General features: G+C 47.4%; 19 protein-coding genes. 8 read left to right on the forward strand and 11 right to left on the reverse strand.

Features of this window, described 5'->3' with window-relative positions:
- Positions 1–97: 97 nt before the first annotated feature.
- Both ftsH and rlmE read right to left on the reverse strand, forming a co-directional pair.
- Entirely contained in the window at positions 98–2,041 is a 1,944-nt protein-coding gene (gene ftsH, locus IEV89_RS09455) for an ATP-dependent zinc metalloprotease FtsH (protein WP_229746431.1), read from the reverse strand.
- 48 nt (positions 2,042–2,089) lie between these two features.
- Entirely contained in the window at positions 2,090–2,728 is a 639-nt protein-coding gene (gene rlmE / locus IEV89_RS09460; protein WP_188472846.1) for a 23S rRNA (uridine(2552)-2'-O)-methyltransferase RlmE, read from the reverse strand.
- Positions 2,729–2,910: 182 nt separating this feature from the next.
- On the opposite strand from rlmE, the gene yhbY reads away from it, so the two are divergent.
- Positions 2,911–3,207 (forward strand): ribosome assembly RNA-binding protein YhbY, encoded by a 297-nt coding sequence (gene yhbY, locus IEV89_RS09465; protein ID WP_188472849.1) that lies wholly within the window; start codon positions 2,911–2,913, stop codon positions 3,205–3,207.
- Positions 3,208–3,399: 192 nt separating this feature from the next.
- Here the strand turns inward: yhbY and greA are convergent, their stop codons facing one another.
- Complete coding sequence (gene greA / locus IEV89_RS09470) at positions 3,400–3,876, reverse strand: transcription elongation factor GreA (protein WP_188472851.1); 477 nt, start codon at positions 3,874–3,876, stop codon at positions 3,400–3,402.
- Between the two features lie 281 nt (positions 3,877–4,157).
- On the opposite strand from greA, the gene dacB reads away from it, so the two are divergent.
- Genes dacB through pmrB form a run of 3 tightly spaced genes read left to right on the forward strand, consistent with a single transcriptional unit; the run spans position 4,158 to position 7,326 of the window.
- Positions 4,158–5,591, forward strand: a complete 1,434-nt coding sequence (dacB, locus tag IEV89_RS09475; RefSeq protein WP_188472854.1) for a serine-type D-Ala-D-Ala carboxypeptidase — start codon at positions 4,158–4,160, stop codon at positions 5,589–5,591.
- A gap of 8 nt (positions 5,592–5,599) precedes the next feature.
- Positions 5,600–6,262, forward strand: a complete 663-nt coding sequence (gene pmrA / locus IEV89_RS09480; protein WP_188472856.1) for a two-component system response regulator PmrA — start codon at positions 5,600–5,602, stop codon at positions 6,260–6,262.
- Positions 6,259–7,326, forward strand: a complete 1,068-nt coding sequence (pmrB, locus tag IEV89_RS09485; protein ID WP_188472858.1) for a two-component system sensor histidine kinase PmrB — start codon at positions 6,259–6,261, stop codon at positions 7,324–7,326. Before pmrA ends, pmrB begins: the two co-directional genes overlap by 4 nt.
- Before the next feature lie 89 nt (positions 7,327–7,415).
- Here the strand turns inward: pmrB and cgtA are convergent, their stop codons facing one another.
- The 4 genes from cgtA to rplU form a co-directional block, all read right to left on the reverse strand.
- Positions 7,416–8,594 carry an Obg family GTPase CgtA gene (gene cgtA, locus IEV89_RS09490; RefSeq protein WP_188472865.1) on the reverse strand — a complete coding sequence of 393 codons (1,179 nt, stop codon included), beginning with the start codon at positions 8,592–8,594 and terminating at the stop codon, positions 7,416–7,418.
- 18 nt (positions 8,595–8,612) lie between these two features.
- Positions 8,613–9,584, reverse strand: a complete 972-nt coding sequence (locus tag IEV89_RS09495; RefSeq protein ID WP_188472868.1) for a DMT family transporter — start codon at positions 9,582–9,584, stop codon at positions 8,613–8,615.
- An 87-nt stretch (positions 9,585–9,671) separates the two neighbouring features.
- Positions 9,672–9,929, reverse strand: a complete 258-nt coding sequence (rpmA, locus tag IEV89_RS09500) for a 50S ribosomal protein L27 (protein WP_188472870.1) — start codon at positions 9,927–9,929, stop codon at positions 9,672–9,674.
- 18 nt (positions 9,930–9,947) lie between these two features.
- Positions 9,948–10,259: a 50S ribosomal protein L21 gene (gene rplU, locus IEV89_RS09505; protein ID WP_140473288.1), complete on the reverse strand. Its 312-nt coding sequence runs from the start codon at positions 10,257–10,259 to the stop codon at positions 9,948–9,950.
- Positions 10,260–10,518: 259 nt separating this feature from the next.
- Between rplU and ispB the strand changes: the two genes are divergently transcribed.
- Positions 10,519–11,490 (forward strand): octaprenyl diphosphate synthase, encoded by a 972-nt coding sequence (ispB, locus tag IEV89_RS09510; RefSeq protein WP_188472872.1) that lies wholly within the window; start codon positions 10,519–10,521, stop codon positions 11,488–11,490.
- A 62-nt stretch (positions 11,491–11,552) separates the two neighbouring features.
- Here the strand turns inward: ispB and IEV89_RS09515 are convergent, their stop codons facing one another.
- Complete coding sequence (locus IEV89_RS09515; RefSeq protein ID WP_188472874.1) at positions 11,553–11,903, reverse strand: DNA-binding protein; 351 nt, start codon at positions 11,901–11,903, stop codon at positions 11,553–11,555.
- A gap of 667 nt (positions 11,904–12,570) precedes the next feature.
- Between IEV89_RS09515 and IEV89_RS09520 the strand changes: the two genes are divergently transcribed.
- Positions 12,571–12,837: a helix-turn-helix domain-containing protein gene (locus IEV89_RS09520; protein ID WP_188472876.1), complete on the forward strand. Its 267-nt coding sequence runs from the start codon at positions 12,571–12,573 to the stop codon at positions 12,835–12,837.
- Positions 12,838–12,898: 61 nt separating this feature from the next.
- On the opposite strand, the gene mdh is transcribed toward IEV89_RS09520, so the two are convergent.
- Complete coding sequence (mdh, locus tag IEV89_RS09525) at positions 12,899–13,837, reverse strand: malate dehydrogenase (protein WP_188472878.1); 939 nt, start codon at positions 13,835–13,837, stop codon at positions 12,899–12,901.
- Positions 13,838–14,300: 463 nt separating this feature from the next.
- On the opposite strand from mdh, the gene argR reads away from it, so the two are divergent.
- Positions 14,301–14,771, forward strand: a complete 471-nt coding sequence (argR, locus tag IEV89_RS09530) for a transcriptional regulator ArgR (protein WP_188472880.1) — start codon at positions 14,301–14,303, stop codon at positions 14,769–14,771.
- A gap of 299 nt (positions 14,772–15,070) precedes the next feature.
- On the opposite strand, the gene mpl is transcribed toward argR, so the two are convergent.
- Complete coding sequence (gene mpl / locus IEV89_RS09535) at positions 15,071–16,456, reverse strand: UDP-N-acetylmuramate:L-alanyl-gamma-D-glutamyl-meso-diaminopimelate ligase (protein WP_188472881.1); 1,386 nt, start codon at positions 16,454–16,456, stop codon at positions 15,071–15,073.
- Positions 16,457–16,623: 167 nt separating this feature from the next.
- On the opposite strand from mpl, the gene fbp reads away from it, so the two are divergent.
- Entirely contained in the window at positions 16,624–17,640 is a 1,017-nt protein-coding gene (gene fbp / locus IEV89_RS09540; RefSeq protein WP_188472883.1) for a class 1 fructose-bisphosphatase, read from the forward strand.
- 108 nt (positions 17,641–17,748) lie between these two features.
- Here the strand turns inward: fbp and IEV89_RS09545 are convergent, their stop codons facing one another.
- Positions 17,749–19,320 carry a methyl-accepting chemotaxis protein gene (locus IEV89_RS09545; protein ID WP_188472885.1) on the reverse strand — a complete coding sequence of 524 codons (1,572 nt, stop codon included), beginning with the start codon at positions 19,318–19,320 and terminating at the stop codon, positions 17,749–17,751.
- Positions 19,321–19,471 lie beyond the last annotated feature (151 nt).

A 19,471-nucleotide genomic window follows, 5' to 3' on the forward strand; every position in this document is an offset into this window, starting at 1 on the left:
TCTAAGATATATTTTGTATTGTTTCATCAATATGTATAAAAAAACCCCGGGCGAGGCCGGGGTTTTGTTTTAGCAACATCAATTCTAAGCAACCACTTTACTTGCCGCTAAATTGTTCGCACATTGTATTGCCTGGATTAGGTGTACGAGGCTCATCAACCGGCGTTGGTGCAGTAGGTGTACCGCCGTCGTTTGAATTATCACCGCCACTTTTACCGCTCACATCATCCCAACCCGCTGGCGGACGGACATCTTTACGGTTCATCAGGTCATCAATTTGTGGTGCGTCAATGGTTTCATATTTCATCAGCGCATCTTTCATCGTATGCAGGATGTCCATATTTTCCATTAACAATGTACGTGCACGTTCATAGTTATGTTCAACCAGGGATTTCACCTCCTGATCAATGATGCGCGCAGTTTCATCAGACATATGTTTGGCTTTCGCGACAGAACGACCCAGGAAGACTTCACCTTCTTCCTCCGCGTAAAGTAACGGACCTAACTTCTCTGAGAAACCCCACTGAGTAACCATGTTACGGGCAATTGACGTAGCCACTTTGATATCATTCGACGCACCGGTAGAGACTTTCTCCACACCGTAGATGATCTCTTCTGCCAAACGACCACCGTAAAGTGTCGAGATCTGGCTTTCCAATTTCTGACGGCTGGCGCTGATAGCATCACCGACAGGTAAGAAAAAGGTGACACCTAACGCACGGCCACGAGGAATGATCGTCACTTTATGCACGGGATCATGCTCAGGAACCAGACGACCAATGATGGCATGGCCTGCTTCATGATATGCCGTTGACTCTTTTTGCGCTTCCGTCATCACCATAGAGCGTCGTTCTGCACCCATCATGATTTTGTCTTTCGCTTTTTCGAACTCAGCCATTGAAACAACGCGTTTGTTACCGCGGGCGGAGAACAATGCAGCTTCGTTGACTAAGTTCGCTAAATCAGCACCAGAGAAACCAGGGGTACCACGCGCAATGACAGAGGCATCCACATCCGGAGCAAGCGGAACACGACGAGAGTGAACTTTAAGTATCTGCTCACGCCCACGAACGTCCGGCAAGCCAACAACAACCTGACGGTCGAAACGGCCTGGACGCAGCAATGCTGGGTCAAGTACGTCAGGACGGTTCGTCGCGGCAATCACGATGATGCCTTCATTACCTTCGAAACCATCCATTTCAACCAGCATCTGGTTAAGAGTCTGTTCACGTTCATCGTGACCACCACCTAAACCCGCACCACGTTGACGGCCGACCGCATCAATCTCATCGATAAAAATGATACATGGTGCAGCTTTTTTCGCTTGTTCAAACATGTCACGCACACGTGATGCGCCCACACCCACAAACATCTCAACGAAGTCAGAACCGGAAATGGTAAAGAACGGAACCTTAGCTTCACCCGCGATAGCTTTCGCTAGCAAGGTTTTCCCCGTACCCGGAGGCCCTACCATTAAAACACCTTTAGGAATTTTACCGCCGAGTTTTTGGAAACGGCTCGGTTCGCGCAGGTAATCTACCAGTTCGCTAACCTCTTCCTTGGCTTCATCGCACCCGGCAACGTCAGCAAAAGTCGTTTTAATTTGGTCTTCAGTCAGCATGCGGGCTTTGCTTTTACCAAAGGACATTGCCCCTTTGCCACCGCCACCTTGCATCTGTCGCATAAAGAATATCCAGACGCCAATTAACAACAGCATCGGGAACCATGAAATAAATATCGAGGCCAGCAAGCTAGGTTGCTCTGGCGGTTCGCCAACAACTTTCACATTTTTGCTCAGCAATGTATCCAGCAATTTAGGATCATCAACTGGTATGTAGGTCGTGTATTTGTTGCTATCTTTTTTAACAACGTCAATCTCACGTCCATTGATACGTGCTTCACGAATCTGGTCTTGGGTCAATTCGGACATGAAGGTAGAATAATCTACCCTACGGCCATTAGACTCGCTGGGCCCAAAGCTCTGAAATACAGACATCAATACAACCGCGATGACTAACCAGAGAATCAGGTTCTTCGCCATGTCACTCAAGGGATTAACCTCATATTACAACTGTGTTAACAAACAGCGTTAGGGTACTAAAAGTTTCAGCCCTGTCGCTACGATGTACACTTCTCGCGAACGTGCGCGGGAAGCATCTGGCTTACGAACCTTCACCTTCGTAAAAAGGGAGCGAATTTCCCGTAGGTATTCATCAAAGCCATCTCCCTGGAACACCTTCACCAGGAATGTTCCGCCTGGTGCCAATACATCACGACACATATCCAGCGCTAACTCAACCAGATACATCGACTTTGGAATATCGACTGCCGGAGTACCGCTCATATTCGGGGCCATATCGGACATGACCACCTGAACTTTGTTGTCTCCTACTCTCTCCAAAAGAGCTTTGAGAACTAATTCATCACGAAAGTCGCCTTGAAGAAAATCGACTCCAACGATAGGGTCCATAGGTAAAAGATCGCACGCGATAATGCGGCCTTTGTTACCAATTTGAGTTGCCACAAACTGTGACCAACCACCAGGCGCCGCGCCTAAATCCACCACGGTCATTCCGGGTTTGAACAGTTTATCACCTTGCTGTATCTCATCCAGTTTAAACCAGGCACGGGAACGCAGGCCTTTTTTCTGTGCCTGAATCACATATTTATCGCTAAAGTGTTCCTGCAACCAGCGTGTGGAACTTGCAGAACGCTTTTTATTAGACATTATTTATTAACCATATAATTTTCCATTAACTCTAAAATAGAGCTTTTGGAACAAGCTCTTAGCATCATTATCTCTATGGCTAAGCCAAGCATGTCACGCTGCCGGAGCAGTCCGATTTGGTGATAACCATGACATGGCGGTAGAATGACCCGTTTTCAATCCCAACTTAAGTAAAAAAGACGATGAATCTTAACAATAAGCAAAAACAGTACCTGAAAGGTCTGGCACATCCACTAAAACCGGTTGTCATGCTGGGTAATAACGGCCTTACCGAAGGTGTACTTGCCGAAATCGAACAGGCTCTGAAACACCATGAGCTCATCAAGGTGAAAGTAGCAGCTGAAGAGCGTGAAACGAAGACCTTGATTGTTGACGCTATTGTGCGTGAAACCAAGGCAAGCAGTGTGCAAGTCATCGGCAATATGCTAGTACTTTATCGCCCTTCTACTGATGACCGCAAAATTATCTTACCGCGTTAATTCTTTTAGGTTTAACGAAAAACGCTGTAGATGCATAGAACGGTGACATGTAATCAGTTTTAATAAAAGGCCGCTCGCGGCCTTTTTACGTTAGTTTTCACTTCCCTGTGAAGCATTTCACGAGAGAGGTAAAAGTTTTAAAATCGACTTACACCTGCGAACAGTGCTATTTACTCAGCATTACCTGACAAATTAAAGGTATTCAACCTTCAACACTTCATATTCAACGTCGCCGCCCGGTGTACGGATAACCACGATATCATCCTGTTCTTTGCCGATTAAACCACGTGCAATCGGAGAGTTTACAGAAATCAGATTTTGCTTAAAATCGGCTTCGTCATCGCCAACGATACGATATTTTTGCTCTTCTTCAGTATCGAGATTCATCAAAGAAACGGTTGAACCAAAAATAACACGACCGGTTAAAGGCATTTTGGTGACATCAATAACCTGAGCATTCGAGAGTTTAGCTTCAATCTCCTGAATACGGCCTTCGCAAAAACCCTGCTGCTCTCGAGCTGCGTGGTATTCTGCATTTTCTTTCAAATCGCCATGCTCACGCGCTGTGGCTATATCAGCAATGATCCTAGGGCGACGGACGCTCTTAAGATGGTCGAGTTCTTCACGCAACCTTTCAGCGCCACGCAATGTCATCGGAATCGGTTTCATATATTCACTACCTCTAACTATGTCCTTTCGGCAAACACCATCCTGATTAACTCAGGTAGAAATAAGTCAGTTCTCTTGACTGACTCTCTCTTGGTAAAAACAAAAAAACCCGACCAAAAGTCCATGACCTTGGCAAGGATTGGTTTTGCATTATGCTAGCTATTTTAACGTAGAGTTCATTGAGGGTCATCGTTTACTTTCGCCCTCGTTGCGCCCTCGTTCGTAGCATCGTAGTATGGCAACATGTTCTTCTGCTGTTACCAAGGCCCTTACTCAAAATAATGCATTTTTTACGAATTGTCAGTGGATTAGCTTGCGCGCTAGCTCTGAACGCTAACGCAGCCCAGGTAGAAAATTACACCGAGTATCTGCCCGATGGCACGAACCTGGCGTTATTGGTGCAAAAAATTGGAGCCACGACTCCTGCAATCGACTACAACGGGCAGCAAATGGCACTGCCCGCCAGTACGATGAAAATCCTGACCGCACTGGCGGCGTTGCTGCAGTTGGGTCCAGACTTTCGCTTTACCACTACCTTTGAAACGAATGGGGCGATCTCCGATGGCGTACTAAAAGGGGATCTTGTCGCCCGTTTCGCCGGCGATCCTACCTTTAAAAGGCAAAACATCCGCAATATGGTGGCTGCGTTACGTAAGCAGGGAATTAAGGAAATAAGCGGCGATGTTGTAATAGACAGTTCCGTGTTCGCCAGCCATGACAAAGCACCTGGTTGGCCCTGGAACGATATTACACAATGCTTTAGCGCACCTCCTGCAGCAGCGATTGTCGATCGCAACTGCTTCTCTGTTTCACTCTACAGTGCACCAAAACCAAACGATAATGCATTTATTCGAGTGGCGTCCTATTACCCTGTTCATATGTTTAGTGAAGTACGAACATTGGCAAAAGGCTCTCCGGATGCACAGTATTGTGAACTCGATGTGGTCCCAGGCGAGCTAAACCGCTACACACTAACGGGTTGTCTAACTCAGCGTAGCGAACCCCTGCCTCTGGCTTTCGCCATTCAGGATGGCGCAAGCTACGCTGGTGCGATATTAAAAGATGAATTGCAGCAGGCTGAGATTCAGATTGACGGCACATTAAAGCGCCGGACTCAGCCGACGCCAGCAGGCACTGTTTTAGCACAAACCCAGTCGGCACCGCTGCATGATTTGCTACGCCAGATGTTGAAGAAATCCGACAACATGATCGCTGATACTGTGTTCCGAACCATTGGACACCAGCGGTTCGGTGTACCGGGCACATGGCGGGCGGGTTCTGATGCGGTACGTCAGATATTGCGGCAGAAGGCTGGCATTGATTTGAATAATTCGATCCAGGTCGATGGTTCGGGCCTCTCTCGTCACGACTTGTTATCTCCTGCCACCATGATGCAGGTTCTGCAATATATCGCTCAGCATGATCAGGAGCTGGATTTTATCTCAATGCTTCCACTGGCCGGGCATGATGGAACATTGCAGTATCGCGGTGGCCTACATGAAGCCGGTGTAGACGGCAAAGTCTCAGCTAAAACCGGTTCGCTGGCGGGGGTTTATAACCTGGCTGGATTTATCACCACAGCAAGTGGTCAGCGTATGGCCTTTGTGCAGTTCTTATCGGGCTACGCTGTTCCCCCGGAAGATCAGCGTACACGCCGTGCACCACTGGTTCGTTTTGAGAGTCGCCTGTACCGGGATGTGTATCAAAATAACTGAGTTCCCCGATGAAATTACTGATTGTCGAAGATGACGAGCTTTTGCGACAGGGCCTTTCTCTGGCCCTGACAGGTGAGAATTATGCCTGTGACTGCGCATCAACGGCAGCACAAGCTCATAGCCTGATTAAAACGAGCCAGTATAGCTTAGTGGTCCTTGACCTCGGGCTACCGGACAGAGACGGCGTTTCGTTGCTGCGTCAGTGGCGGCGTGAGAATATTTCACTACCGGTGCTCATTCTCACGGCACGCGACGCACTCGAAGACCGCGTCGATGGGCTGGACGCAGGTGCCGATGATTATCTGGTAAAACCGTTCGCACTGGTTGAGTTGCTGGCCAGGGTTCGCGCGCTGATACGCCGATATCAGGGACAGAGTGATAATCAAATAAACGTAGGTGACCTCAAAATAAACCTGTCGACACAACAGGTTTACCAGAATGAAACTCCGGTGGAGATCACCCCGAAAGAATTCGCCATTTTATCCCGCCTGATGATGCGAGCAGGCCAGACGGTGAATCGTGAATTACTTCAGCAAGACCTTTACACATGGAATGACGACATGGGGTCTAATACGTTGGAAGTCCACATCCACAATTTGCGCCGAAAGCTGGGTAAACAGCTAATACACACCGTGCGTGGCAATGGCTATCGTCTGGAAACCACACCATGATCGGCATGCGTCGTCGCCTGCTGGTTATGCTAGCCTTGATTCTCTTCGTGACTCAACTCACCAGTGTTTTCTGGCTTTGGCGCGAGAGTCAGGAACAGATTAATCTACTGGTCAACGACACACTCTCCGCCCAAGTCCGCAATAGCCACGTTGAGAAGGAGATCACCGAGGCTATCGCATCGTTGATTGCGCCTTCATTGCTGATGATGGCTGTGACACTATTACTCTCTTTCTGGGCAATCAGTTGGATCATCCGTCCTTTAAATCAGTTACAAAAACGGTTGGAAACACGTTCTGCAGACAACCTCTCGCCTCTTCCTCTTAATAGCGAAATTAGTGAAGTCGTTTCAGTCACCAACGCGCTGAATCAGCTTTTCTCACGGCTTTCTAATACTATCCAGCAAGAGCGTTTGTTCACGGCCGATGCCGCGCATGAACTGCGCACACCTCTGGCTGGCGTGCGTTTACACCTGGAATTAATGGAGCAGAACGGCGTAGAGGGCTGTCGAATACTGATCACCCGCATAGATCAGCTGATGCATACTATAGAACAGCTATTGATGCTCTCGCGTGCCGGGCAGAATTTCGCAAATGGTCACTATGATCAGGTCGATTTAGTCGAGCATGTTATCTCCCCACTACAGGAAGAGCTGCAGGAAATGGTTGCTCAGCGACATCAACAGTTATTGTTTGATATGCCTGAACAATTGATTATTCAAGGAGATGCCATTTTGCTTAGACTGATGGTGCGGAATTTGGTCGAGAATGCCTACCGTTACAGCCCTGAAATGAGTGAAATAATTGTGTCTTTATCGCATGAAGTCGAAACGGTGCTGATACAGGTAGAAGATCAGGGACCGGGTATTGATGAGCATCAGGCCAGCGAACTCACACAAGCTTTCAAACGTATGGATCAGCGTTACGGCGGCAGCGGCCTAGGGCTGAATATTATTGTTCGTATCGCTACGCTGCATGGAGGTCATCTGTCATTATGCAACCGCAAGGAAACCACTGGCCTCTCTGCGCAGTGCCGATTACCCATAACGGCCCTCAGCAGGTTATGAACCTGTTATTGTCATAGGCCGCTAAAAAAGTCATTAAAAAAGGCCGCATAAGGCGACCTTTTACACTTAAGATGCTGTCCGAACAGAGATTACCGTTCGTAAATGATTTCGACACCTTCGTCGTCTTCATCATCCCAATCATCCCAATCGTCATCATCTTCTTCTACTTCGATTTCAGCTTCAGCCAGTTGATCACGATGGTAATCGTCCCACATGAACTCAACTTTCTCAGGCACAGCGGCCTCGACAGCCATATGTTTAGGATTTTCGTTGATGAATTTCATCACATCCCAGCAAAGTGCATTCACACCTTCACGATTGGCCGCTGAAATCAGGTAATAATTGCCTTCCCAGCCCAATGCTTCAGCAATAGCTTTAGCCCGAGTCTCAGCTTCTTCTTTGTCGATCAAATCAAGTTTATTGAAGACCAACCAACGCGGCTTTTCGGCCAGTTTGGCATTGTATTGCTGCAACTCATTGATAATGATTTTGGCATTTTCAATCGGGTCTGATTCATCAATTGGCGCGATATCGATGAGATGTAAAAGCACGCGGCAACGCTCAAGATGCTTGAGGAAACGGATCCCTAAACCGGCGCCTTCAGAAGCGCCCTCAATCAGCCCTGGGATGTCGGCAACCACAAAGCTTTGTTCGCTGTCCATACGGACCACGCCGAGACTTGGGACCAGAGTGGTAAACGGATAGTCCGCCACTTTTGGTTTCGCTGCGGAAACAGCGCGGATGAACGTTGATTTACCCGCGTTTGGTAGCCCCAACATGCCCACGTCAGCAAGCAACATCAGTTCAAGCGCGATATCGCGTTCTTCACCTTTGGTGCCCATCGTTTTCTGACGTGGCGAGCGGTTAATTGAGGATTTAAACCGGGTATTACCCAGACCGTGAAAACCGCCTTTAGCAACCATCTGAACCTGGCCATGGCGGGTCATATCACCCAGGACTTCGCCAGTAGCCTGGTCTATTACACGGGTACCGACCGGAACTTTGATCGTGATATCTTTGCCACGCTTACCAGTACAGTCGCTGCTTTGACCATTGGTGCCACGTTCCGCACGATAAGATTTCACAAAACGGAAATCGATCAACGTGTTGAGGTTTTCGTCACCGATAAGATAAACATCGCCGCCGTCGCCGCCGTCGCCGCCGTCAGGGCCACCGCGTGGAATATACTTTTCACGACGGAAGCTGACACAACCGTTACCGCCGTCACCTGCCACGATCAATATGGTGGCTTCATCTACAAACTTCATTTGTACTGTCTCCGTAAATCATTCACCGGGCGGCTTAAGTTTAGCCACCAGGTTTAGTTCTGTCCGACCAGGCCACCAACGATGGCCTATTGCGGAAAACATCGCTCCCGCCACCACCACGAATGCACCAAGATAACCAATAACGTTAAGTACTGGTGCCGCAAACATGCCAGGCCAGGCGAGTGCCAATAAATCTGAAAATAGCAGGGTAAATAGCGGCGTCAGGGTGACAAAAGCACTCACTTGCGCCGCCTGCCATCTCGCCATCGCTTCAGCTAATGCGCCATATCCTACTAAAGTATTCGCGCCGCAAAACAACAAGCAGGCAAATTGCCAGCCGCTGAGCTGAGAGAGCATCGCCGGACTGGCCAGCGGGAGCAATGCGATAGAACATAAAGTGTACAGCAAAAATAAGATTTGAGGTGAGGCCAACTGGCGCAATAAGAACTTTTGTGCCACGCCGTAGGTCACCCAAACCATTGCTGCGCCGATCCCAAGTAATACACCTAACGTGTAATCAGTGAGTCGGGTAAAAATTTCAATCAGGCTAGTATTGAAAAAAAGAACCAGCCCTAAAATAAGCATACCGGCGCCGATGACCTGAGTGATACGCATCCTTTCCTTCAGGATAACGACGCTGGCGAACATCATACCGACGGGCGACAACTGTCCAATTACCTGCGATGCCGTTGGGCTAAGGTATTGCAGAGATGACCCGAATAAAACGAAATTACCCAATAATCCGCAGGTGGCGATAAGGAGTAAGATTAACCAACGCGGACTTTTGAATATGAGCATCGATGGCAATCTATGCCGCGATGCGAGAATACATCCCAGAACGATAGCGGCTAAGGAAAACCGAAACCAAACAACGGTAAACGGATCCATCACCACTAAAACCTGTTTCATCGCAATCGGCAAAGACCCCCAGCACATCGCTGTGGTAATCGCTAACATGATCCCTATTGGCGCCTGCGACTTTGTATCCATATTCTTGTCAGTGTGAACAAACCAGAATGTAAAAAGCCCCGCAACGAATTGCGAGGCTTACATCTATTTACTTAAGACTCGGAAAATTTATTCAGCTTCGATGCTGATAAATTTACGATTTTTCGGGCCTTTAACTTCGAACTTGACTTTACCGTCAGCCAAAGCAAACAGAGTGTGGTCCTTGCCGCAACCCACGTTAGTACCAGGGTGGAATTTAGTGCCACGCTGACGAACGATGATGCTGCCTGCCAGTACCGCTTCGCCGCCGAAGCGTTTTACGCCAAGACGTTTAGCTTCTGAATCGCGACCGTTGCGTGTGGAGCCGCCAGCCTTTTTGTGTGCCATAGTTTCGCTCTCCTAAACTTAAGCGCTGATGCCGGTGATTTTAACGTCAGTGAACCACTGACGGTGGCCCTGTTGCTTACGGTAATGCTTACGACGACGAAACTTAACAATCTTAATTTTATCGCCACGACCGTGAGCTACGACTTCAGCTTTGACCAAACCGCCAGCAACTAATGGCAGACCGATATTAATTTCTTCACCGTTCGCAATCATCAAAACTTGATCAAACTCGATTGCTTCGCCAGTTGCGATGTCCAGCTTTTCAAGGCGAATAGTCTGCCCTTCGCTGACACGGTGTTGTTTACCACCACTTTGGAAAACCGCGTACATATAAAACTCCGCTTTCCGCGCACTCAACTTTGTATAGTCCAGAGGGCGCTATAAATATTCACAATAGGGCGCGAATTCTACGCAAAAAATCCGCATAAGACAAGAGCACATTCACCACAAAAGAAGAAATAAAGCGCAGTTTTTGCGATGGCATTTATATCCACTGTTTTTCAAGTACAATCCCATTTACAGTAAGTGCCATGTGCCAATGTGAGCCAGACCTCATTGCGGTGAAAAGTAACGCAGCCGAAAAAACACAATGAACCTAGAACAGATAATCGATCTCACCGAGCAGGACATGGATGCGGTAAACGCAACCATACTTGAACAGTTGAATTCAGATGTTTCACTCATCAATCAACTGGGATATTACATCATTAGTGGCGGGGGCAAACGTATTCGCCCAATGATCGCCGTTCTTGCTGCACGTGCCTTATCTTATAAGGGTAACAAGCACATCACAGTCGCTGCACTTATTGAGTTTATCCATACGGCAACGCTGTTGCATGATGACGTCGTTGATGAGTCCGATATGCGTCGCGGGAAAGCAACGGCCAATGCTGCATTCGGCAATGCCGCGAGCGTTTTAGTCGGCGATTTTATCTATACTCGAGCGTTCCAAATGATGACGGACCTAGAGTCATTGCCAGTGCTGGCCTTAATGGCGAAGGCGGTCAATGTCATTGCTGAAGGTGAAGTTCTACAATTAATGAATTGTAACGATCCGGATATTACTGAAGAAAGCTATATGCAGGTTATTTACAGTAAAACAGCACGATTATTCGAAGCTGCAGCGCAAGCTTCAGCAATGCTGGCCGATGGCACTGAAGAGCAAATTCAGGGTTTACAGGATTATGGTCGTTATCTTGGTACCGCTTTCCAGCTCATCGATGATTTGCTTGATTATGACGCTAATGGCGAAACTCTGGGTAAAAATACCGGTGACGATTTGAATGAAGGAAAACCAACACTTCCTTTACTCCACGCGATGAAAAATGGAAATACAGAGCAATCTGCCATGATCCGTAAAGCCATTGAGGAGGGTAATGGCCGTCACTTGCTGGAGCCGGTATTGGCAACAATGCATCAATGGGGTTCACTTGAGCACACCCGGCGGCGGGCAGAAGAGGAAGCTGACAAAGCTATCATGGCTTTACACGTTTTGCCTGAATCCGTTTATCGCTCAGCACTCGAGGCTCTAGCTCATATCGCTGTCAGGCGAGACTTTTAACCGTCCTCCAAATCATCGATGAGCATGTACCGCCGTAAGCGGTACATGCAACTCACGCTATTTCAAGTAGTCCGCAGACGCTGTAGAACTTCAGATAATCCCTCCCTGACAATAAATTTTATGATGATCTCACGCTCTTGCTCCTTGAGTTGTTTGTAACTTTCAATCCAAATGACCAAGGGATCCTGATGAGTGGAATACACATATTCCGCAGATTGCTCTTTCATCTCCAGAGAGCTCATCGTTTTGATAGGCAAACTATCAATATGATATTCAACAGCCTTTCCTTGAACACCCTGTCTGCGACGCTTGACCCATGCGTTACGCCGTGCCATTCCGTGGATCCCTTGAGTCGAGGAAGGTAACCCTTCAAAACCAATGAGTTCATTTGCTGAAAACCACTCTTTTTTCATAACGTTCCTTTTCAGATGGCACTCAGGCCTATTCGAATATGTTAGAAATCCATGAGAGGGTGAATAGTCTTATAAAACCCTTCACCTTTCCATTTAAATGTACATTTAATAACAGCGTATAACTTATATCATTACTCAATACAAAGCAGAATGCTAATTAGCCCCGCCCCTTAGAACACACTCAAGACTCTGAATTTTATTAATCACTTTATAACAATTAAAAATGCATAAAATACATTTTTTGGAAAGTAACAACATGAAAAACCAAGAAGTAAATTACAATAAATCAAATAAAATCAATGACATAACCAAAGCAACACTTATTGAAGCGACACTATCTTGTTGAAAGAAACACTATAAATGGCTAAGGAAGCGAAATTCGTTAAAAGTGTATCTAAATCGAACAGCTAATAGCAAAAAAAAATTATTTCCCACATCTTATTAATAACCAAATATTTATAAAAATCTGTTGTGGTTCACCCGTAAAAAATCAAATTACGCATTTGCGTTAATTGCCATAAAGAGATATTTTTCCAGAAGATGAACAACATATTTTTTAGAAACAAAAACATCAACTCTGAAATGCAATATTCCAGATCTTGATTCCATAAGTCACACTGACGTTAAAAAATATTGAGTATTTTGCCTATAATGAAAGGGAATAAGTATGAAAGGACGTAAAGAAAATTGGCATCAGGCAGACATCATCGCAGCGCTGAGAAAAAAGGGAACCACTTTGGCTGCGGTCTCTCGTGGTGCAGGGTTAAGCTCATCGACACTGGCTAATGCATTGTCTCGGCCATGGCCCAAAGGGGAACGTATCATTGCAGATGCTATTGGTGTCCATCCTTCAATGATTTGGCCAAATCGCTATTTCGATGCGACAACCTCTCAAAGAATAGAACGTAAAATGAAAACACCGAACAAAAACTGAGCTCATACCAATAAAAACCGCCGTAAATGACGGCGGTTTCTCAAATAATTTACATAGGGGATCAGCTATTGATGAATTGTTCACCCAGTTCAATATCTTTGCGCAATACATCAAGCATTGAGTCAAGGGAGCTTTGCTCAAAAGCACTCAGCTTACCGATACTCTTCAGTTCAGCGACGCCATTTTTACCCAGCAGAATCGGTTGAGCGAAGAAGCGTGCATATTCGCCCTGACCTTCCACATAAGCGCACTCTACAACATCACTTTCGCCTTGTAGTGCACGAACTAAGGATAAACCAAAGCGCGCAGCTGCCTGGCCCATAGAGAGCGTGGCAGATCCACCACCGGCTTTCGCTTCAACCACTTCTGTACCCGCATTCTGGATACGTTTGGTTAAGTCAGCAGCTTCACTTTCGCTAAAGGTAACCCCAGGAATTTGCGACAAGAGAGGTAAAATAGTGACACCAGAATGGCCGCCAATCACGGGTACTTCAATATCCTGTGGCTGTTTGCCTTTCAGTTCTGCAACAAAGGTATTCGCACGTATTGCGTCGAGTGTGGTTACGCCAAACAATTTATTTTTGTCGTAAACACCAGCTTTTTTCAATACTTCAGCAGCGATAGCCACCGTAGTATTCACAGGGTTAGTGATAATACCAATGCATGCTTTTGGACAGGTTTTCGCAACTTGTTCAATCAGGTTACGAACGATGCCCGCATTGACGTTGAACAGGTCAGAACGATCCATACCTGGCTTACGTGCCACACCGGCAGAAATCAGCACTACATCAGCTCCCACTAATGCAGGAGTAGCATCTACTCCACTGAAACCTATAATTTTTACAGCTGTAGGGATATGACTGAGGTCGACAGCAACACCTGGCGTTACCGGGGCAATATCATACAGAGAGAGTTCTGAATCTGGAGGGAGCTGAGTCTTGAGTAGAAGGGCGAGGGCCTGGCCAATACCACCAGCTGCACCGAGAACTGCAACTTTCATCCTATACTCCTTTTTTATCATAAACTTAAAAAGTGCCGTGAATTCATCTAGTTATGAGCTTAATCTACTGAAGCACCAAACACAATCAACTAATCCGGATTGTGAGAAGCTACGCAGTATTAAGGCTGTATGCTGGCTTAATGTAAGACTACTTTGCTTATGTTTCAGCAGCATAAAACAATCACATCATAAAAATAGCTTCACGAAACACGACAGGTTAACCGGCAGTTACATTACACCCGAAGATAACCTCAGAACAATATCATTCTCATAACAATTTGTTTACCAGTACAGGCGCCAATAACGCACAGAATTGGCATATTTATCATATTTGATCGTTTGAATTTTTAGCCTGATTCAGTCTATTAAGTGTAATCCAAATGACCTCGCAGAACGTTCGTTGCATAAAAATTCAAATATATGCATAATCCTCAGCACTATTGTCATTACCTCTGGGGGTCAAATGCGTAATCCTGCCAAACAGGAAGATCTGATCAAAGCTTTCAAGTCATTATTGAAGGAAGAGAAATTCAGTTCTCAGGGCGAAATCGTCCTCGCCTTACAAGAAGAGGGCTTCGAGAACATCAATCAATCGAAGGTTTCGCGCATGCTGACCAAATTTGGCGCTGTACGTACCCGAAATGCCAAAATGGAAATGGTCTACTGTTTACCCGCTGAAATTGGTGTCCCTACGACCACCAGCCCATTGAAAAATTTGGTTTTAGATATCGATTACAACGAAGCCTTCGTTGTAATTCGCACCAGCCCAGGTGCGGCACAGTTGATTGCACGTATGCTGGACTCTTGGGGGAAATCGGAAGGGATTTTAGGTACCATCGCTGGCGATGACACTATATTCACCACCCCAGCCAGTGGTTTCAGCGTTAAACAGCTTTATGAAGACATACTGTGTCATTTCGAACAGGAACTGTAAGCAAGCTCTCTTCTTGTGAAGTTAATGTATAACGCCTACCACGACATGCAGGCTACCCGTGATATCTCTTCAAGGTATCCTGCAAATGTCACTTAGCCGCACCATTATGCTATGACGCCCTCCTTTTCTCGCGATCTATCTGCACAGTCATGAACAGATGACCAAATCAACTTAAGTGCTGATGTTAAAATAAGAAATCATTCATTATTAAATCTCTTTTTATGCCCTCACTTCACCAAACTTGAAGCATAAAAAAAGCACAGCCAAAACTGTGCTTTTTTGTTTTCAAAATCAGAATGTTAAAATTCTTTTACTGCACTGGCCTTAGCCGCTAAGGCATCCAGGAGCTTGCTATGGATACCGCCGAAGCCGCCATTGCTCATGACCAGAATATGGTCGCCCGGCAGTGCGGCTTTAACCACCAGATCCACCAGCGAATCCACATCGGCACTCCAATGTGCAGGCTGGATGCAGTGTTCGGCGACTTCAGCAACCTGCCACGGAATATGCTGTGGTTGCAGCAGGAACACTTCATCTGCACGCCCCAGCGCAGGTGCAAGTTCGTTTTTACTCAGTCCCATTTTCATGGTGTTTGAGCGAGGTTCCAGAACCGCCAGGATGCGTGCCGTGCCTCCCACCTTACTGCGCAGTGCCGCCAGCGTGGCGAGAATGGCCGTTGGGTGATGCGCAAAATCATCATAAACGCAGACACCAAAGGCTTCACCGCGCAGTTCTAAACGGCGGCGGGCATTGATGAAACTATCCAGCGCTTTACAGGCATCTTCTGGCTTCACACCCACGTGGCGAGCAGCAGCAATGGCCATCAACCCGTTATGCATATTGTGTTCGCCTACCAGAGACCAATTCACTTCACCGACGTTTTCTCCGTGAAGCGTCACGGCAAAGGAGCTGGAATCTGGCGTCATTTTTTTCGCATCCCATGCGCAGGTTTCTGCTTCTCCGACAAACTCTTGTTCACTCCAGCAACCCATTGCCATCACTTGTTTCAATGGCGTGTCATGCTCAGGCAGGATAATTTTACCTAAGCCTGGCACCAGACGGACCAAATGATGGAACTGTTTCTGAATGGCTTTAAGATCGTCGAAAATATCCGCGTGATCAAATTCAAGGTTATTAAGAATCAGCGTGCGTGGGCTGTAATGGACAAATTTTGAACGTTTGTCGAAGAATGCACAGTCGTACTCATCGGCTTCAATCACCATGAATGGGCTGTTACCAAGACGTGCAGAAACGTCGAAATTCCCTGGCACCCCACCGATGACATAACCAGGTTCGTAGCCACAAGCTTCGAGGATCCAGGTCACCATGCCGGCGGTGGTCGTCTTACCATGCGTACCCGCAACGGCAATCACCCAGCGGCCCGGCAGTACATGGTCGTGCAGCCATTGTGGGCCTGACACGTAGGGAATGCCCTGTTCCAGTACGGCTTCCACGCAAGGATTCCCCCGGCTCATGGCGTTGCCGATAATCACCAGATCCGGCAGAGGATCAAGCTGAGAAGGATCGTAGCCCTGGATCAGTTCAATGCCCTGATTTTCCAGCAGCGTACTCATTGGAGGATAAACGTTGTTATCTGAACCGGTAACCTGATGCCCTTGTGCACGAGCCAGCATAGCCAACCCGCCCATAAAGGTGCCGCAAATCCCAAGAATATGAATGCGCATATGTTTTCCATTAATGCCTTTAAGTCAGCCGCTATTCTACCGCTCAGAATCCCCCAGAAGAAATGGATTTGCCTATGATTCATCCATATATTTGGGATAAACTGCCCTCGCTAATGTAAAGGGTTTATTAAAAAACCGTTATCCATCCTAGATTCAGGGAATGCGTCATGAAAACGTTAGGCGAATTTATTGTTGAAAAGCAGCAGGACTTTCCCCACGCGACCGGTGAACTCACCGCCCTCCTTTCAGCAATAAAACTCGGCGCAAAAATAATTCACCGAGACATCAACAAAGCAGGGCTGGTCGATATTCTGGGTACGAGTGGTGTGGAGAACGTGCAGGGCGAAGTTCAGATGAAACTCGACCTATACGCCAATGAAAAGCTAAAAGCTGCCATGAAAGCGCGCGGTGAAATTGCAGGTATCGCGTCAGAAGAAGAAGATGAGATCGTCATTTTTGAAGGTGAACGTGCTGAAAATGCAAAATACGTGATCCTGATGGATCCGCTGGACGGCTCCTCAAACATTGATGTAAACGTCTCCGTGGGGACTATCTTCTCTATTTACCGCCGTACAACGCCTCTGGGCCAATCAGTGACCGAAGCGGACTTCCTGCAACCGGGTCACCGTCAGGTTGCAGCAGGTTATGTGGTTTATGGCTCCTCAACGATGTTGGTTTACACCACCGGTGCCGGTGTTCATGCCTTTACTTATGACCCATCACTTGGCGTATTCTGCCTGTCACATGAAAAAGTGCGTTTCCCTGAAAAGGGTGCCATGTACTCGATCAACGAAGGGAACTACATCAAATTCCCATTAGGCGTAAAAAAATATATCAAGTACTGTCAGGAGCAGGACGAAGCCACGCTGCGCCCTTATACCTCACGCTATATCGGTTCGCTGGTCGCTGACTTCCACCGCAATCTGCTCAAAGGCGGCATCTACATTTATCCAAGCACCGCAAGCCATCCTGCCGGCAAACTGCGTCTGCTGTACGAATGCAATCCGATGGCCTTCCTGGCTGAACAAGCGGGCGGCAAAGCCAGCGACGGTAAAAATCGTATTCTGGATATTGTTCCGCAAAAACTGCACGAGCGAGCACCTTTCTTTGTCGGCAATAGTTCGATGGTCGAAGATGCAGAACGCTTTATTGCGCAGTTCCCTGACGACGCATATCCACAATAAATACGTTTTAGCTCTGTACACGACTTACATTAATAAAAAGCATAAACCAGAAGGTCCAGCGCAAGCCGGACCTTCTTTATGGTTGAATGCCGTAGAACGAACGGCCTTTCAGACAACATCCTGATGATTCAGTTTGAAGACTGACATGCTTTGCGCCAGTATTTTCGACTGCTCTTCTAGCGAACGTGTCGCAGCCGTCGCTTCTTCGACCAAGGTGGCGTTTTGCTGCGCCACCCGATCCATCTGGGTGATCGCAATATTCACCTGCTCAATACCCTGCGTTTGCTCTGAAGTAGCAATGGAGATTTCGCCCATCAGGCTGGTGACACGACGCACTTCATCGGCAATCTCGGTCATGGTGACGGCGGCTGATTTCACCATTGCTTCTCCTTCTGAGATACGGCTTTCCGAATCGATAATCAGCCCTTTAATCTCTTTGGCCGATTGCGCACTGCGCTGAGCCAGACTACGCACCTCGCCCGCTACTACGGCAAAGCCACGCCCTTGTTCACCCGCTCGTGCCGCCTCAACCGCCGCGTTCAGCGCCAGAATATTAGTCTGGAACGCGATACCATCGATGACCGTAATAATGTCAGTAATGTGTTTCGAACTGTCCGTAATAGCGCGCATTTTATCCATCACCTGTCGCACCACCTGGCTGCCTTTCTCCGCGATACCCGATACGCTTTGCGCCAGTTGGTTCGCCTGCTCGGAGTTCGTCGCGTTCATGCGTACCGTTGAAGTCAATTGCTCCATACTCGCCGCGGTCTCTTCGAGTGATACGGCTGATTCTTCAGTACGTTGTGCCAAATGCACATTACCTGCGGCCAACTCACGTGAACCGATATCAATCTGATTACCTGCATCACGAACACGGCCTACTGAGGTGGCTAGCGCATCTTGCATCTTCTTCATCGCACGTAATAAACGCCCCATTTCATTACTGCGAGAATCGTCGATGTCTTGAGTCAAATCCCCAGCGGCGATGAATTCTAGCTGCGCGATAGATGCGCTGAGCGGATGCATAATGATTTTTTGCAGAGCAAACCATGCCAGTAGGGCAATCGACATTGCAACAATGCAGGCAATGACAATAATGGTTAACTGAATATGTGATTGCGCACGGGCATGCTCAATGCGTTGTCGAGTGCTATCCGTCGCGTAGGCCCGAAAATTAGCCAGCGCTTTGTCATAAGCATTGCTGTAAGGCGTCATTTTGTTTTCCAGCACGTCGTAATAACCGTCGGGGCTTTGGGCCTGAATTGATGCCAGTGCGGGCATCAAACCATGGGTTTTATACGCGTCATACGCCACTTTCACCGCTTTACTTAACAGGCGCCCATGCTCATTACCGTCGTCAATATCGATGAACGTCTTCACCTGCTCATCAGACTGTCTGATATATTCAACAATGCGTCTGGCCGTCGCTTGCGAGTCATCCATCATGCCAATCTCCATCTGGCGCACGGCTACGCTGCTGGCAACTCGGGCGCGCAGCGAGAAGCTATAACTATTCGCCAGCGAGCCTAACTCTTCGCCCTGCAGCTGGTTAATCTGTTGCAACGATGTTGCACTTTGACGAATGGCATTGGCACCCAAAATACTCACCAGTAATAAAATCAAGGTCATTACGACTAACAAGGCCATCAATCCAGCCTTTACGCTCAACTTATTCAACATGCTGTAGTACCCGGTTATTTAGGAAAAGGAGGAAAATCGGAGAGCGCTAATCTGTCGGTTATAGAAAATTTTATATGTCACTGATTATCGGCAATCCCATGAATTCCTTGAGAAGAAACCGTAAAACAGGCAGTTAGGCGGTAAAGCGAGA

It is taken from the genome of Hafnia psychrotolerans, assembly GCF_014639435.1.
In the GTDB taxonomy this organism is placed as follows: domain Bacteria; phylum Pseudomonadota; class Gammaproteobacteria; order Enterobacterales; family Enterobacteriaceae; genus Ewingella; species Ewingella psychrotolerans.

Coding starts and splice junctions, on each gene's coding strand:
- ftsH (WP_229746431.1), bottom strand. CDS start 2,041: ATGGCGAAGAACCTGATTCTCTGGTTAGTCATCGCGGTTGTATTGATG.
- rlmE (WP_188472846.1), bottom strand. CDS start 2,728: ATGTCTAATAAAAAGCGTTCTGCAAGTTCCACACGCTGGTTGCAGGAA.
- yhbY (WP_188472849.1), top strand. CDS start 2,911: ATGAATCTTAACAATAAGCAAAAACAGTACCTGAAAGGTCTGGCACAT.
- greA (WP_188472851.1), bottom strand. CDS start 3,876: ATGAAACCGATTCCGATGACATTGCGTGGCGCTGAAAGGTTGCGTGAA.
- dacB (WP_188472854.1), top strand. CDS start 4,158: ATGCATTTTTTACGAATTGTCAGTGGATTAGCTTGCGCGCTAGCTCTG.
- pmrA (WP_188472856.1), top strand. CDS start 5,600: ATGAAATTACTGATTGTCGAAGATGACGAGCTTTTGCGACAGGGCCTT.
- pmrB (WP_188472858.1), top strand. CDS start 6,259: ATGATCGGCATGCGTCGTCGCCTGCTGGTTATGCTAGCCTTGATTCTC.
- cgtA (WP_188472865.1), bottom strand. CDS start 8,594: ATGAAGTTTGTAGATGAAGCCACCATATTGATCGTGGCAGGTGACGGC.
- IEV89_RS09495 (WP_188472868.1), bottom strand. CDS start 9,584: ATGGATACAAAGTCGCAGGCGCCAATAGGGATCATGTTAGCGATTACC.
- rpmA (WP_188472870.1), bottom strand. CDS start 9,929: ATGGCACACAAAAAGGCTGGCGGCTCCACACGCAACGGTCGCGATTCA.
- rplU (WP_140473288.1), bottom strand. CDS start 10,259: ATGTACGCGGTTTTCCAAAGTGGTGGTAAACAACACCGTGTCAGCGAA.
- ispB (WP_188472872.1), top strand. CDS start 10,519: ATGAACCTAGAACAGATAATCGATCTCACCGAGCAGGACATGGATGCG.
- IEV89_RS09515 (WP_188472874.1), bottom strand. CDS start 11,903: ATGAAAAAAGAGTGGTTTTCAGCAAATGAACTCATTGGTTTTGAAGGG.
- IEV89_RS09520 (WP_188472876.1), top strand. CDS start 12,571: ATGAAAGGACGTAAAGAAAATTGGCATCAGGCAGACATCATCGCAGCG.
- mdh (WP_188472878.1), bottom strand. CDS start 13,837: ATGAAAGTTGCAGTTCTCGGTGCAGCTGGTGGTATTGGCCAGGCCCTC.
- argR (WP_188472880.1), top strand. CDS start 14,301: ATGCGTAATCCTGCCAAACAGGAAGATCTGATCAAAGCTTTCAAGTCA.
- mpl (WP_188472881.1), bottom strand. CDS start 16,456: ATGCGCATTCATATTCTTGGGATTTGCGGCACCTTTATGGGCGGGTTG.
- fbp (WP_188472883.1), top strand. CDS start 16,624: ATGAAAACGTTAGGCGAATTTATTGTTGAAAAGCAGCAGGACTTTCCC.
- IEV89_RS09545 (WP_188472885.1), bottom strand. CDS start 19,320: ATGTTGAATAAGTTGAGCGTAAAGGCTGGATTGATGGCCTTGTTAGTC.